Origin of the sequence: Peterkaempfera griseoplana, assembly GCF_001418575.1 — a bacterium.
GTDB classification, from domain to species: domain Bacteria; phylum Actinomycetota; class Actinomycetes; order Streptomycetales; family Streptomycetaceae; genus Peterkaempfera; species Peterkaempfera griseoplana.
The window spans coordinates 15,557-30,683 of record NZ_LIQR01000280.1 but is presented as its reverse complement, the minus strand read 5'-3'; the positions used below and the strand labels follow the sequence as shown (position 1 = coordinate 30,683).

Below are 15,127 nucleotides of genomic sequence, written 5' to 3'. Positions count from 1 at the left end.
CATGCCCTCGGGCTGGTCACCCGTGGCGATGCCGTTGGTGTGGTTGTTGCGGTACCCGGTCCCGGCCGCGACGTAGACGCCGTAGGCCTTGTGACCACCGACCGTGATCGGTGCGGCCGTGGCGTTGGCCAGGTTGTCGTACCCGCCCGCCGCCGGGCCGGAGAACCCACCGGGGGGTGCCTGGGTGAGGTTGTTGCCCCGGCCGGACTGGTCGTAGATCACCGTGATGACGCAGCTGGTGTTGGCACAGAAGGAGTCCTGCGCGGCGGCGTCGGCGTAGCCTCCCGCACTGAGCAGGCCCATGTCCTTGGTGCTGTTGTCCGAGGCGCGCCGGACCTGGTAGAGCGGGCCGTTGTACGAGGAGTACAGGGCGCGGGTGGTGCTGTGCGCGGCCACGCACGGAGTGCCGCCGGACGCGTAGACGTCGCAGGGCAGCGAACCGGCCGCCTGGGACGGGGCAGCGCCGCCGACCAGCACGGCGGCCACCAGTGCGCCCGCCGTGCTCACCGGCAGCGCCCATCGTCGGAGGCGTTGGGACAGTCGGGCAGTGGCTGATGATGCGGACATCAGGTTTCTCCTCGCTTCTCTGGGGAGTGCCGCCCTGGGCGGCTTTCTTGTGGGGATGGCCGATCCGCCGGGCGTGCGGGGGTGGTGGTCGGCCACGTGTGGGGTGAGCCACGTTCGGCGGCCCCCGCTCCGGGGGCTCGTACCGCGCGGACGGGGAACAGCGGGATCAGGGGCTGGAGCAGGTCAGATCGGCCGGTGCGGTGGCAGGACCGGTCGAGGTGGCGGTGAAGCCGAAGGAGGTGGTGGCTCCGGCGGGGATGGTCGCGTTGTAGTCGGCGTTCCGTACGGTGACGCCGGATCCGCTGGTGGTGAGGGCGCCGTTCCACAGTTGCGTGACCGTCTGCCCGTTCGGCAGCGTCCACCGCACGGTCCAGCCGTTGACCGCCGCCGACGACGGGTTGGCGACCGTCACGGTTGCCTGGAATCCATGCTGAACCCGGCACCGGTGTTCCTGTTGAACAGCAGGTCGAGGGCCTGGTGGCGGGCGGTGCCGGAGAGGTTGCGGATCGAGTTGGCCTGGCCGAACGCTTCCGACATGCCGAATCCGTCGATCCTCTGATGCGTGACCGCGGCGTCAACTGACACGGCGGAGGCTGCGCTCGCCGGCGACTGGGCCACCACGAGGAGCGAGGCGGCGCACACCAGGCCGGTCACGCCGGCGGTGAGGAGCCGACGGCGGCGGGGTGATGGTTGCATGTGACTTGGTTCTCCTTACAGCTTCGGAGCTGTCGGACCCGTGCAGGCCTGATGCGGCCACCTGAGTGGAAATGGCCCACTTCGGCCGGCCGCGCTGGTGCGGTTGGCGTCCGGAGCCACGTGGACATCGGCGGCGTCGGTGAGGCAGGTGGGTCAGTTGAGCGACCGTCAGAGACGCGAGACACTCGCGTACTTCACGGCATCGGGGCGCGTGTGAGCGCTGACCCGAGCCGCTGCGCGTGAGGTCTCCTCTCCGTCCGCCGGAATGTCCTGTGCCCACAGGTGCAGGAGGGTCTCCGCGAGCAGGGCGCGGCTGCTGCTTCCGTCAGGGCGCGAGGACCGGACGCGGCGACCATGGCGGAGGTGGACTCGTCCGGCGGACGACATCACCCATGGCGCAGCGACGTGTTCTCGAAGTCATCGGCCGCCGGCACCGCAGAGCGGTGGCGGCCGGTGAGGTGTGCACGATGCGTCAGGAGGGCGATGTGCGGGGGAGCGGAGCACGAGGGGAGTGCTCGAAGGAGGTGGACGTCCCGACGCAGTGCCCGGTCCGGCAAGAGGGAAGGCCAGGGGTCGCGAGGAGACAGGTAAGCAGAAAGGGCGGGTGGCGTCAATGACGTGTACAGGCAAGCCGGTTCGGGTTGCGGGAAGGGTTGACACCTCGCGCAGGGTGATGCAGGCTGCCGCCGTCAGCAGCGAGCATCCGCCATCACGGACCGGCATTCGTGGGTGCGGAACTGTGAGCGCTAACAACGTCTCACCTCCCCCCCGAACAGTCAGCCTTGCCCGGCCCACCACACCGCAAGGAGCACTGCGTTGAACTTCGCAACACCGCGCCGACGGGGACGGTCGAGCCCCGGACGGAGGTCTGCCGGCGCCCCCCGCTGAGGCGACCGCCGCCGGGTGCCTGCGTGCCCTGCCCGCACACCCGGCACGAGCACAACGCCGACGGACGGGCGAAACCCCGCCCGCATCCCTCGGCCCGAGATGCACATCGGAGAGCGCGTTGACGCGGCACAGCTGCGGGGCGCCGGCCGGCGACATTCCCGGCCCCGGAGCCGACCGACGGCTGCGTTCGGAGAGCGGACACGGGACGATGGCCCCCGCCGCCCGGCTCAGGAACCGATGCCACCCTTGCCGAAGCCGGGAGTCCGCGGCCTCGACATGAACCTCCACGTGCCCGGCCACATGGCGTGCCGGCAGCCTGGCTGCTGCTCGTCCGGCCCTGCGGCGAGGCTGCGGAAGACCCCGAACTGACAGATGCGTCCGTCACCGGGGCAGCAGCCGCCGCAGCCCGGTCGGCACCGTGGATTATCCGCGCCGAGCGATGCCGGCGACCGTCCGGCGCCAGGCGGCGCGCGATCGACCGCGGTTCGCTCGGGGGAGATCCCCTGCCGCCCGCACCCGAAGACCCCAGAGTGCTTCGCGGAGAGGCCCATGCGCAGATTCGTTCCCACCCCCATCCGCCGCCCGTTCGTGTGGGCCACAGCCGTACTCGTCGCCGTGGTGGGCGCGAGCACTGCCGCGAGCCCGAGCGCGTCCGCCGCGGTCACCGCGTCCGTGTCCGTCGACGCCGGCCAGAGACTGGCGACGATCCCGGCCACCGGCGTCGGTACGAACGTCGCCGTCTACGACGGCAACATGAACCACTCGGCCGTCCCGGGGCTGCTGAACGCCGCCGGAATCAAGACGGTGCGCTACCCCGGTGGCTCCTACGCCGACATCTACCACTGGCAGACCAACACCACCGAGGGCGGCTACGTCGCGGCGAACACCGACTTCGACACCTACATGGGCACGGTGAAGGCCGCCGGCGCCCAGCCCATCGTCATCGCCAACTACGGTTCGGGGACTCCGCAGGAGGCGGCCGACTGGGTGCGGTACGCCAATGTGACCAAGGGTTACGGGGTCAAGTACTGGGAGATCGGCAACGAGATCTACGGCAACGGCGAGTACGGGGCCGGCTGGGAGACCGATCACCACTCCAGCCACAGCGCCACGACGTACGCGACCAACCTGCTGCAGTACGCCTCGGCGATGAAGGCGGTCGACCCGACCGTGAAGATCGGCGCGGTGCTGACCACGCCGGGGAACTGGCCGGACGGCATCACGGGCCCGGGCGACACGCAGGACTGGAACCACACGGTGCTGTCGATCGCCGGCTCCAAGATCGACTTTGTGATCGTGCACCACTACCCGACCAGCACCAGCGAGGCGGACCTGCTGGCCAAGCCGCACGCCGAGATCCCCGGGATGGCGAGCACCCTGCACTCGCTGATCAGCCAGTACGCCGGTGCCCATGCGGCCGACGTGGGCATCGCGGTGACCGAGGCCAACGGCAACACCTACCGGGACACCGCCCCCAACGGCCTGTTCGCGCCGGACGAGTACCTGACCTGGATGGAGAACGGCGCCTTCAACGTCGACTGGTGGGCACTGCACAACGGCACCGACTGCAGCAAGGTGACCACCGTCGACGGTGCCACCGACTACGACGACTACGGCGTGCTGTCCAGCGGCGCCTCCTGCGAGCCGGCGCTGAACACGCCGTTCGCGCCCTACTACGGGACCCAGATGATCACCAAGCTGGGAGCCCCGGGAGACACCCTCGTCCAGGCGACGGGCTCCAGCTCGCTGCTCACCGCGCACGCGGTCAAGCGGGCCAACGGCGACGTGGACGTCATGCTCATCAACAAGGACCCGAGCAACGCCGCCACGGTCTCCCTGTCCTACAGCGGCTTCACGCCGTCATCGGCCGCGCCCACGGTGTACACCTACGGCAAGAACGCCACCTCGATCACCTCGGCCACGACCGGCAGCCCCAACAGCCAGACCGTACCGGCCTACTCCATCGTGGTCCTGCAACTGCATCCCGGCGGCGGCACCACCACGGGCGGTACGACGACGGGTGGTTCGACGACCGGCGGTACGACGTCCGGTACCACGACGGGCGGCACCACCACCGGCGGCACGACGTCCGGTACCGCCACGGGTGGTACGACGACCGGCGGCACGGGTACGGGCAACTGCACGGTCACCTACACCAAGAGCGAGTGGCAGGGCGGGCTGACCGCGGATGTCAGCGTCACCAACACCGGCAGCACGCCGGTCAACGGCTGGACCCTGGCCTTCGGCTTCCCCGGTGACACCAAGGTGACCAGCGCCTGGAACGCCACCGTCACGCAGAGCGGATCCGCTGTCAGCGCCAAGAACCTCTCCTACAACGGCACCATTGCAGCGGGCGCAAGTGTCTCGTTCGGCTTCCAGGGAACGTGGTCCGGTAACGACGCCGGCCCCACCGGGTTCACGCTCAACGGCGCCGCCTGTACGTCCGGCTGAACACGCAGGGCCGGAGCCCGACGAACCGCGGGAGCCGGGTCGCTGACACCCGGGCGCACAGCGTCCGGGTGTCCTGCGTTCTCCCGCAGCGATGCACGGGTGGTGGACGGCGGCTGCGAGTGGTTGTCCGTATTGTGCCGGCAGAAGCCTGAGCCGTCTTCGCGCGCACCAACTTCCACACCCCGACCGCGCCGCGCAGACCCGGAAGCCGCCCAGGGCGTGGGCCCGGGGCGGCTTCGAGGGTCTCGGGGCTACCCGAGGGGGCGAGGGTCCGCCGCTGGCTGGAACGGCCGTGGAAGGTCCGTGACCAGGCGAGCTCGCGCAACGGAATCGGCCCTTCGTACCGCCTGGACGTCACCCTCCGCCGCCGAGTCGCTGCTTCCGCTGGACGGACCGGAGGGCCGGCACGCCCGCCCCGGATGCACCCTGGAGCACCCGCTCCTGGGCCTGGCCGGCACCCGCCGGCCAGGCCGAGGAGGCGGTCAGGACCAGGGGGTGGCGATGTTCCAGCTGGTGTCGTCGTTCCAGGAGGTGGCGGAGTCGAAGGCGTTGGAGCCACCGTTGGAGGCGATGTACACCGTGTAGGCGTAGTGGCGCAGGTATCTGTTGGTGAAGTTCACCGACTGGAAGGAGTACCCCTGGCCGTTGTGTCCCGACTGGGGGCAGAACGTCGCGTCCTGCGAGAACGTGGACGACCCGTCGTTGCCGGTCAGATGGAGCTGGTAGTTCTGGTGGCGCAGGTACTGTCCGGACTTGTTGGCCGACTCGAACGACACGCAGGAGCTGTTGGACAGGCCCGCACGCACGATCCACGTAGCGTCGCCCTTGTCCGTGGCCGACGACGAGGAGGAGATGTTCGCGATGACCACGTTGTTGTCGTTGTCGTCATGCTTCACGTAGTCCGCGGTGCAGCATGAGGTTGTCGCCTGCAACGAGATCCGCGAACCCGGCGTCAGGGAGCCCGATCCGCCGCCCGACGACGAACCGCCGTAGCCGGCCGCGCTGATGTTGGCCTGGACCGCGTTGTCGGTGGCGTCGGACGGATAGCCGGAGACGATGGCGCCTTCGTAGAAGGTGCCCAGGGACTGGTTGGTGTTGCCGTTGCAGCAGTCGCCGCCACTGCCCAGCACGATGGCTCCCTGCTTCTTCATGGGGCTGTACCCGCCGGGCAGTGCGCCGTCCCACAGAGTGGTCAGGCCTCCCGATTGCGCGTCGGCGCCCTTGATCGCGAATCGCGATGTCCCGTTGTTCTTGAGCATCGCGGTGACGTACTTGCTGGTGAAGGCCCTCTGGTTGGAGTTCCAGGACTGGCTGCCGCCGGGGTAGAGCCCGTATTCCAGGTCGGCCTGGACCCAGGGGCCGGATCCGGAGCAACCACCGAACCAGCAGCTGGTGCCGAAGTAGATCGCGTCCATCGCGCCGGCCCCGTCAGCCTTGCGGTCGGTCTCGCTGTTGCCGTAGTCGAAACAGCAGCCCTTGTTGACGTGGGTGCCGCTGGTCACCATGTAGGCGCCTTCCGGCGCGCTGCCGGTGGGGACACCGGTGAGGTGGCCGTCGCGCCAGTAGCTGTTCCCGGGGTTGATGTAGAGCGAGTACACCTTCCCGCCGCCGACCGTCAGTGACTCCGAGGTCGCGTTCGCGGGTGTGTCGGAGCCTCCCGCCCCTCCGGGCCCCTGGTACTGCAGGTCGTTGCCGTGGCCCGACTGGTCGTGCACGGTCGTGATCACGCACGAGGTGCCCGCACAGAACGCGTCCTGCGCCGAGGCGTCAGCCCGGCCGCTGGCCGCCACGACTCCGATCTCCCTGGTCGTGTTGTCGGAGGAACGCCGGACCTGGTAGAGGCTGCCACTGTACGAGGCGTACAGCGCGCGCACCGTACTGTGCGCCGCCACGCACGGCGTGCCGCCGGCTGCGTAGATGTCGCACGGTTGTTGTGCTGCGGCCTGTGAGGGCACAGCTGTCCCGGTCAGGGCGGCGGCGGCCAGCGCGATCGTCGCGCCGGTGCCGAGCAAGCTGCGCCGGACGCGGCGCAGCCACAGACGGATCATCGGACTTCTCCCTTTCGTTGGGTGCTTCTTCGCTGGGTGCTTCTTCGTCGGGACATGGCTGAGGTGCGACATCCGCTGATGCGGACAGCGGGCGGAATCGGCCCGAGTCAGGAGACCGAGTCGCCGCGGGTGCGCTGCTGACCCACCTCGCCGATGCGTCCCCGTAGCTGCACCAAGGGACGTCGGCGATTCGCCGGTGTCCTCGGTCTTTGCCAGTGAGGCAGAGGCGGGACCGGGTGCTGGTGACAGCGCCGTCGGTGGGCAGGCCCCGTTGCCGGGTGCGTGCGCAACCGGACCGGCCGTACGGGACGAGGCGCCTCCCACCGGCGTGCTGGCGTCAGTGCGGGCCAGGAAACCCTGGGCGATGTTAGCGCTAACATCATTGCCTGAGAGGCTCCTGGACCTGGCCTTGTGTGGCGCGATCCGGGCTGGGTGGCGGGCGGCCGATCCCCGCTGCGGCGGCACCCCGGGCTGGTTGCCCGGGATCGCGGATGCCGGATCGGCCGTCCTCTCCCTGACACGGTGGGCTCTCCCTTCGCGGGTGCGGTGGTGGGCCGTGGCCTGCCCGTACTCCTGGAGCTGCGGCAGGACCGACCGCCGCTTCGCCCTAGCCGGTCGGTGAGCAGCGCGCCCCCAGCGCCTGTGCCCTCAGCGCTGGAGCGTGTCGCCCGGCGCTCCGACCACGCGGAGCAGGTGGCCGCGGCGCCGTGTCCGTCGGCGATGGCACCAGGGACACGGCGGAACCCACCGTCGAACCGGTTGAGGTCCTGGGGTTCGCCCTCCGACCAGGTGACGGGGGAGGAGCGACTGGGATCGGACCGCACTGGGCGGCCGGACATCCCATGCCCCTATAGAGATCCCATGCTCCTTCGGCTCTGTCAACAACTCGCGCTCCCCGCAACCGTGCGGGAGCCCGGAGGGCCGGCCGGCGCTGCGCGGGACCGCAGAGCCCCGCTCCGGTCGGACCTCATCGTGGCCTGTGGCAGCCCGACGGGCGTGGTGAGCTGCAGCCGGACCCTTCACGCCCTGAGACGACTTGACGTTGCGTCAGCGAGGGCTAACATTCCCTGCGAAACCGCAACGCGAACCGGCGCTGCGGCTTCCGTCACCACCCGGCCGGGGGTTCGTGACTGCTGTTGGAGCGCTCGAGTGCACCCGGTCTCCGAGGGGTGCCGGAGCGTGACGTCGTCCTCAAACGTGTCATCGCTGCCGTACCTGAGGTCGCGTCAGGCACCGTCTACCCTCTCTCGCGGGCGGGCCGTCGCACGTGCCCGCCGGGTTCGGTCCGCGTAGTCTCGCGGGGTGCATTCTCATCTGACCTTCGAGAACCCCCCTGCGCTGCCTCACGCGCTGGTGGTCGAGACGTTGGAGCGGGCTCTTCGTGACCGCTCGGCAGAGGGAGAGGCGGCGGGAGTCCTGGTCGGTACGGCCTTGAACGACGATGACGCGGGTTTCGTCGAGCACTGGTGCGTGCAGGTCGGGATGCGGGCTGTATCGGGTAGTCCACTGCTGGGGCTGGCAGGCCTGTGCCTGGGACACACGGCTCGACGCTTCGGTCGTCTGAGCGATGAAGCCCTCGCGCTGGCGCAGTCGCTCGCGGCGCGGGCCGCGGCGGACCCGGCAGACGTGGACGGCCGAGCCCTCGACGGTTATGACGATGTCCGGGATTTCCTGCACCTGTGGTGACGCCGCCTGCCTCAGCAGGTCAGACGGCGTTTGCCCCGGCTCGTCCGATGCGATGTGCCTGAGCAGGACGCTGCGGCGCCCGTACCGCGTCCGCCGGTTCGTACGCATCTCGACGCGCTGAGAGCCCGACGCTGGGATACGCGCCCCGGCTTGCCGCCGTCAGGCCGACTCGCGCACGATGAGGCGGCAGCGCACCTGATGCGTCCCGGGAGACGGGTTGTTGTCGATGGCGTCGAGCAGGCGCAGGGCCGCGATCCGCCCGATCTCGGTGAGGTCGACGTCGATGGTGGTCAGCGGCGGGCGGGCGGCCAGGGCCATGGTGTCCCAGTTGTCGTAGCCGACGACCGCGACCCGCTGGGGGACTTCGACGCCGCGCTCGCGCAGGGTGTCGGTGACGCCGCGCGCGATCTGGTCGTTGCCGCAGAAGAACGCGTCCGTGTCGGGTGCGGTGAGCAGCACCGTCTCTGCCGCGCGCCGGCCCCAGGCCTCACTCCAGTCCCCGAAGTGGACGCGTCGGCCGGACAGCTCCAGGGAGTTCTCGGCCAGCACCTGCTCCGTGTAGCGGGCCCGGTCCGCAGCCGCCGCGTGATGTGCCGGACCGGTGACATGGGCGATGCGCGTACGGCCGCCGGCCAGCAGGTGCTCGACGGCGAGGCGGCAGCCCTGGGCCTCGTCGGAGGTGACCGAGATGTCGGCCGGGTCGGTGGACGGGGAGAGGGCGTACACCACCGGGACGCCGTCGTGGATGCCGCTCAGCGGCGGGCGCGGGTCGGTGCGGCGGCCGGTGACGATGATGCCGTCGACGCGCCGGTCCATCAGGTTCTGCAGATGGTGCTGCTCGCGGATGAGGTCGCCGCGGGTGTCGCAGAGCAGGACGGAGATCTTGCCCGCACCCAGGGCGTCCTCGGCGCCCAGCAGGACCGGTGTGCTGAAGCGGCCGATGCCGTCGGTGGTCATCAGCCCGACCGTCCAGCTGCGGCCCGTGTGAAGGCTCTGCGCCTGCTGGTTGGGGCGGAAGTCGAGTGTCCGGACGGCGTCGAGGACCCGCTGGCGGGTCTCCGGCCGCATTCGGCCGGTGCCGCTCAGGGCCTTCGAGGCCGTGCCCACGCTCACACCGGCGAGCGCTGCCACGTCCGTGAGCGTGGCCCTCGACTTGGTGGTGATGCGGCCTGGCTCAGTCACGCGCAATCCTTTACTCAACAGTGGTTCCGCCGTCATCGTGCCACCCACCGGCCCGGTTGGCCAGTTCTCAAAAGACCCAGACTCGGTGCGACCAAGCCCTTGACCCCTAGCGGTGTTGACTCTACGTTTCCGGCGTGGAAAAGGTTTGCGCACTTGTTTCGGCGGGTTGCGCGGCTGTGGACGCCACTTCGGCACTGATCTGGGGAGTTTCATGTCCCGCACCTCCTCCGCCCCCTCTACGGTCGGCCCGATCCGGCTCGGTCCGCAGGCGCGGGCCGCTCTGCGTCCCTGCGTCGCGCCGACGGTGACGGCGGGCTTCTGGTACGACCGCCGCGAAGTCAACGCCCGGGTCGGCATCCCGCAGGGGCCCGGACTGCTGGAGTCGGCGGGCAACCTGCACAACCTGCGGCTGGCCGCCGGCGCCGCCGAGGGCACCTTCCGTGGGGACTACCCCTTTCAGGACACCGACGTCTACAAGTGGCTCGAGGCCGCGTCCTGGCAGCTCGCCCAGGACGCCGTCGCGGGCCGTGACACCACCGCTCTGAGCGCCGAGGTCGACCGCATCGTCGACCTGGTGGCCGCCGCCCAGGACGCGGACGGCTACCTCAACACCTGGTTCCAGTCCGGCAGGGGGGAGGGCCGCTTCAGCGACCTGCGCTGGGGCCACGAGCTGTACTGTGCGGGGCACCTGTTCCAGGCCGCGGTGGCGCACCACCGCGCCACCGGGCGGACCGAGCTGCTGGAGGTGGCGCGCCGCTTCGCCGACCACATCGACACGGTGTTCGGGCCCAGCGGGAGCGGCAGGCCGCTGGACACCTTCGACGCCCATCCGGAGGTGGAGACCGCGCTGGTGGAGCTGTACCGGGAGACGGGGGAGCGGCGCTACCTGGAGCTGGCCGGCTACTTCGTGGACCGCCACGGCCGGGGCGCCCACGGCCACGAGGTCTACTGCCAGGACCGGGTGCCGCTGCGCGACGCCGAGAGCGTCGAGGGCCACGCCGTGCGTCAGCTCTACCTCCTGGCGGCCGCCGCTGACCTGGCCACCGAGACCGGCGAGCAGGCACTGGCCGACGCGAGCGCCCGGCTGTGGCACGCGATGGCCGCCACCAAGACCCACATCACCGGAGGCGTCGGAGCGCACCACGACAAGGAGGACTTCGGCGACCCCTTCGAACTGCCCAACGAGCGGGCGTACTGCGAGACCTGCGCCGCCATCGCCTCCGTCCAGTTCAGCTGGCGGATGGCGCTGCTGACCGGCCAGGCCCGCTACAGCGACCTGATCGAACGCACCCTGTTCAACGGCTTCCTGGCCGGTATGTCGCTGGACGGGCACAGCTGGCTGTACGTCAACCCGCTGCAGGTCCGCGACGGCTACCTCGACGGCGGTGGCGACCAGTCCTCCCGGCGCACCCGCTGGTTCCGCTGCGCCTGCTGCCCTCCGAACGTGATGCGCCTGCTCGCCGGCCTGGAGCACTATCTCGCCTCCACCGACGGCGACGGCCTGCAGATCCATCAGTACGCCACCGGCCGCTTCCAGGGCGAAGCGGCAGGCTCACCCGTGACTGTTAGCGTTAACACGAACTATCCGTGGGACGGGCGGATCACCGTACGCGCCGAGCAGACCCCCGACACCGAGTGGACGCTGTCGCTGCGCATCCCTCACTGGGCGAGCGACTACACGCTCACCCTCGCGGGGGAGCCGGTCGGCGGCGCCGTCGTCGACGACGGCTGGCTGCGGATCGCCCGGACCTGGACGTCGGGCGACGAGATCGTCCTCGACCTGGACCTCGCCCCGCGGCTGGTGGTCGCCGACCCGCGGGTGGACGCGGTGCGCGGCTGCGTCGCCGTCGAACGAGGCCCGCTGGTGTACTGCCTGGAGCAGGCCGACCACCCCGGCGGCGGCCTGGACGACGTCGTGATCGACACCACCGTGCCGCTCCTCGTCAAGGAGCGCCCCGATCTGCTCTCCGGCGTCACCACCGTCATCGCCGCCGGCCGCCGCCGGGCGCTGCCGGAAACCGGCTGGTGGCCCTACCAGGCGCAGGCCCCCTCCGACTCCCCGCGGCAGGGCAGGCCCCTGGAACTGACCGCCGTGCCCTACTACGCCTGGGCCAACCGCAGCACCGGCAGCATGCGCGTCTGGCTGCCCACCGACTGAGCGCCGACCCACCACCACCCGTCCGTTCACAACCATGAGGTCCCCCATGAGACATCTGCGCCGCACCGTCCTCGCTGGTCTGCTGGCCATCGGCACGCTGACCTCCGCCGCCGCCTGTTCGTCCTCCGGCAGTACCTCCGCCACCGGTGGCTCCGCCGGCTCCGCCAAGGGCGGCACCTACACCTTCTGGGACCCCTACCCCCAGTTCGACGCCTCCTCCGACTGGGGCAAGCGGGTGGCCTCCTGCGGCACCGCGGCCGGCGTCACCGTCAAGCGCACCGGCATGGACACCTCCGACCTGGGCAACAAGGCCCTGCTGGCAGCGCAGCAGGGCAACACCCCCGACGTCATGCTGGTCGACAACCCGGTGGTCTCCACCCTCGTCCAGGCCGGCATCCTCAACAAGACCAGCGACCTGGGCCTGGACACCTCCACCATCCAGCAGAACATCATCGGCGCGGGCACCCTCGACGGCGCCGCCTACGGCGTCCCCATCGGCGCCAACACCCTGGCGCTGTACTACAACAAGAACGTCCTCAAGGCCGCCGGGGTGGACGCCGCCGGCATCAAGGACTGGGCCTCGCTCACCGCTGCCCTGCAGAAGGTCAAGGCCGCGGGGAAGAAGGGCATCACCTTCTCCGCGATCGGCACCGAGGAGGGCAGTTTCCAGTTCCTGCCCTGGTTCTGGGGCGCCGGCGGTGACCTGACCAAGCTCGACGACGCCAAGGGCGCCGCCGCGCTGTCGCTGTGGAAGGACTGGGTCTCCCAGGGCCTCGCCCCCCACGACGTGCTGCAGAACACCCAGACCACCAGCTGGCAGGAGTTCGCCACCGGCGACTACGCCTTCGGCGAGAACGGCACCTGGCAGCTCGGCAACGCCGCCAAGGCCGGGTTCCCCTACGGCGTCATCAACATCCCCGGCCAGAACGGCGGTTCCGCCCCCGCGCCGACCGGCGGCGAGTTCGTCACCGTCCCCGTGCAGAAGGACAGCGGGCGCTACACGGTGACCAAGAAGATCGTCGACTGTCTGATCAGCCCCACCAACCTGCTGGCCACCGACACCACCCTCTCCTACATCGCGCCCGTCACCACGGTCCAGCAGCAGCAGGTGCAGCAGAACTCCGCGCTGGCGCCCTGGGTGTCCGCGGTGGCGGCCGCACGCGGCCGCACCAGCAACGGCCTGGGCACCAAGTACCCGGTCATCTCCCAGCAGTTGTGGACCGCTGTCCAGTCCGCCCTGTCCGGAGGCAAGAGCCCCCAGGACGCCCTGACCGCCGCCCAGCAGGCCGCCGCCAACCACCAGGGCTGACCTGGCGGGCGCCCCCCATGGACACCCACCGTCCCCGGGAGGCGCCCGGAAGCCACCACACGCGGGAGACAGAAGTTGCGAGCCCGTTGCCCGCACGGCCCAGGCTCGCAGCTTCGTCCACAGCAACGCGCCCTGGAAGCCGCTACCGCACCAAGGAGCACCCGCATGACTCTCGCCCGAGCCGACCGCTCCCAGCGGCCCCCGGCCGCGTCCAGGGCGACCGCGAGCGACGCCGCAGAAGGCGTACGCAGAGCCCAGCGCCGCCGGCACCGGTGGACCGCCTGGGCCTTCCTCCTGCCCATCGTCGCCTATCTCGCCGCGTTCTACCTGTACCCGCTCTACCGCAACCTCGACCTGAGTCTGCGTCACTACACCGTCCGGTCCTTCGTGGACGGTGACGCCCCCTACTCGGGCTGGGACAACTTCCGCCAGGTCCTGCACGATCCGACCTTCTGGCCGGCGCTGCGCAACACCATGGTGTTCACCCTGGTCTCGATCGCCGTCCAGTACACCGCCGGCCTCGGTCTCGCCGTCTTCTTCAACCGGCACTTCCGGCTCTCCGGTCTGCTCCGGGCGCTGTTCCTGATCCCCTGGCTGCTGCCGCTGATCGTCTCCTCGTCCACCTGGTCGTGGATGCTCAACAGCGAGTCCGGAGTCGTCAACTACGCCCTCCACCTCGTCGGCGTCGCGCCCGTGGACTGGCTCACCTCGCCCCACTGGGCGCTGGTCTCCGTCATCATCGCCAACATCTGGATCGGCATCCCCTTCAATCTGGTCATCCTCCACAGCGGCCTGCAGAACATCCCCGCCGACCTCCACGAGGCGGCGGCCCTGGACGGTGCCGGCCCCTGGCAGCAGTTCCGCCGGATCACCTTCCCGCTGCTGCGCCCGGTCTCCGCCATCACCCTGCTGCTCGGCCTCGTCTACACCCTCAAGGTCTTCGACCTCATCTGGATCATGACCAAGGGCGGTCCCACCGACTCCTCGACCACCCTGGCCACCTGGTCCTACCGGCTCGGCTTCGGCTCCCTGCTGCCCCAGTTCGGCCCCGGCGCCGCCGTCGGCAACATCCTCATCCTGATCGCCCTGGTCTTCGGGCTGCTCTACATCCGCGTCCAGAAGAGGCAGGAAGCATGACCGCCACCGCCCCGCGCCGCCGCGGCGCCCGCACCACCGCTCTCGGCATCGTCCTGACGGCACTCATGCTCTTCCCCGTCTACTGGATGCTCAACGTCTCGCTCACCCCCCAGCAGGACATGCGCAAGAGCCCACCCGACCTCCTGCCGCTCCACCCCACCTTCTCCGGCTACTCCGCCGTGCTGCACGACCAGCTTCCCTATCTGGCCACCAGCCTCCTCATCGGCCTGGGGACCGTCGTGCTCACGCTGCTGCTCGCCGCCCCCGCCGGCTACGCCCTGGCCAAGCTGCGTCCGCGCGGCTCCGGCCTCCTGGGCCTGGCCCTGCTGATCGCGCAGATGATCCCCGGCATCGTCATGGCGATGGGGTTCTACGCGATCTTCCTCAATCTGGGCATGATGAACACCTGGTGGGGCCTGGTCGTCGCCGACTCCACGGTCGCCGTCCCCTTCGGGGTGATGATCTTCACCGCGTTCATGTCCGGCATTCCGGACGAACTCACCGCCGCGGCCCGCATCGACGGAGCCGGCACCGTGCGCACCTTCTGGTCCGTCGTCCTGCCGGTCAGCCGCAACGCCCTGGTCACCGTCTCGCTCTTCAGCTTCCTGTGGGCCTGGTCCGACTTCGTCTTCGCCAACACCCTCGACAGCGGCGGCACCCTCCGGCCGATCACCCTCGGCATCTACCACTACATCGGCAACAACAACCAGGAGTGGAACGCGATCATGGCCACCGCCGTGGTCGCCTCCGTTCCCGCGGCACTGCTGCTCGTCCTCGCCCAGCGCTACGTCGCCGCCGGTGTCACCGCCGGAGCCGTCAAGGACTGACCCCGACCCGAGGAACCGACCCCATGCCCCCACCGCCCGCGGCAGGCCGCGGGCGCGGTCCTCCGCGCCCCGAAACCGCCTCTCCGGCCGCCCAGCGCCCTCCACCGGCTGCCCATCCCTGCTCCTTGCTCCGTCACACCACCGAGTACCTCCCACCCGACTCGTCAGGAGAGCAACC

Annotated in this window: 11 protein-coding genes; 6 read left to right on the top strand and 5 right to left on the bottom strand. The window is 70.2% G+C overall.

Annotated features, from left to right (window positions below; genetic code table 11):
- The 3 genes from AOK09_RS20900 to AOK09_RS42325 form a co-directional block, all read right to left on the bottom strand.
- Positions 1-567, bottom strand: a 567-nt coding sequence (locus tag AOK09_RS20900; RefSeq protein WP_322973198.1) for an arabinofuranosidase catalytic domain-containing protein, incomplete at its 3' end; no start/stop codon positions are given.
- A 166-nt stretch (positions 568-733) separates the two neighbouring features.
- Positions 734-979 carry a cellulose binding domain-containing protein gene (locus AOK09_RS20895; protein WP_055588744.1) on the bottom strand — a complete coding sequence of 82 codons (246 nt, stop codon included), beginning with the start codon at positions 977-979 and terminating at the stop codon, positions 734-736.
- A complete protein-coding gene (locus tag AOK09_RS42325) occupies positions 976-1,221 on the bottom strand; it encodes a hypothetical protein (protein WP_245687399.1) in 246 nt (81 codons plus the stop codon). Before AOK09_RS42325 ends, AOK09_RS20895 begins: the two co-directional genes overlap by 4 nt.
- A gap of 1,479 nt (positions 1,222-2,700) precedes the next feature.
- On the opposite strand from AOK09_RS42325, the gene AOK09_RS20885 reads away from it, so the two are divergent.
- A complete protein-coding gene (locus tag AOK09_RS20885; protein WP_055588742.1) occupies positions 2,701-4,602 on the top strand; it encodes a cellulose binding domain-containing protein in 1,902 nt (633 codons plus the stop codon).
- Between the two features lie 482 nt (positions 4,603-5,084).
- On the opposite strand, the gene AOK09_RS20880 is transcribed toward AOK09_RS20885, so the two are convergent.
- Positions 5,085-6,650 (bottom strand): alpha-L-arabinofuranosidase B, encoded by a 1,566-nt coding sequence (locus tag AOK09_RS20880; RefSeq protein ID WP_107101407.1) that lies wholly within the window; start codon positions 6,648-6,650, stop codon positions 5,085-5,087.
- Between the two features lie 1,302 nt (positions 6,651-7,952).
- On the opposite strand from AOK09_RS20880, the gene AOK09_RS20875 reads away from it, so the two are divergent.
- Positions 7,953-8,336 carry a hypothetical protein gene (locus AOK09_RS20875; protein ID WP_245687398.1) on the top strand — a complete coding sequence of 128 codons (384 nt, stop codon included), beginning with the start codon at positions 7,953-7,955 and terminating at the stop codon, positions 8,334-8,336.
- A gap of 159 nt (positions 8,337-8,495) precedes the next feature.
- Here AOK09_RS20875 and AOK09_RS20870 read toward each other — a convergent pair whose 3' ends face one another.
- A complete protein-coding gene (locus AOK09_RS20870) occupies positions 8,496-9,518 on the bottom strand; it encodes a LacI family DNA-binding transcriptional regulator (protein ID WP_245687397.1) in 1,023 nt (340 codons plus the stop codon).
- 211 nt (positions 9,519-9,729) lie between these two features.
- Here AOK09_RS20870 and AOK09_RS20865 point away from each other — a divergent pair, with 211 nt between their 5' ends.
- From AOK09_RS20865 to AOK09_RS20850, 4 genes are all read left to right on the top strand, one after another.
- A complete protein-coding gene (locus AOK09_RS20865; RefSeq protein ID WP_055588740.1) occupies positions 9,730-11,676 on the top strand; it encodes a glycoside hydrolase family 127 protein in 1,947 nt (648 codons plus the stop codon).
- 46 nt (positions 11,677-11,722) lie between these two features.
- Positions 11,723-12,985 carry a sugar ABC transporter substrate-binding protein gene (locus AOK09_RS20860; RefSeq protein ID WP_107101406.1) on the top strand — a complete coding sequence of 421 codons (1,263 nt, stop codon included), beginning with the start codon at positions 11,723-11,725 and terminating at the stop codon, positions 12,983-12,985.
- A gap of 165 nt (positions 12,986-13,150) precedes the next feature.
- Positions 13,151-14,122, top strand: a complete 972-nt coding sequence (locus tag AOK09_RS20855; protein WP_055588738.1) for a carbohydrate ABC transporter permease — start codon at positions 13,151-13,153, stop codon at positions 14,120-14,122.
- Positions 14,119-14,949, top strand: coding sequence for a carbohydrate ABC transporter permease (locus AOK09_RS20850; RefSeq protein WP_055588737.1), 831 nt, complete (start codon positions 14,119-14,121; stop codon positions 14,947-14,949). The genes AOK09_RS20855 and AOK09_RS20850 overlap by 4 nt, the downstream gene beginning before the upstream one ends.
- Positions 14,950-15,127 lie beyond the last annotated feature (178 nt).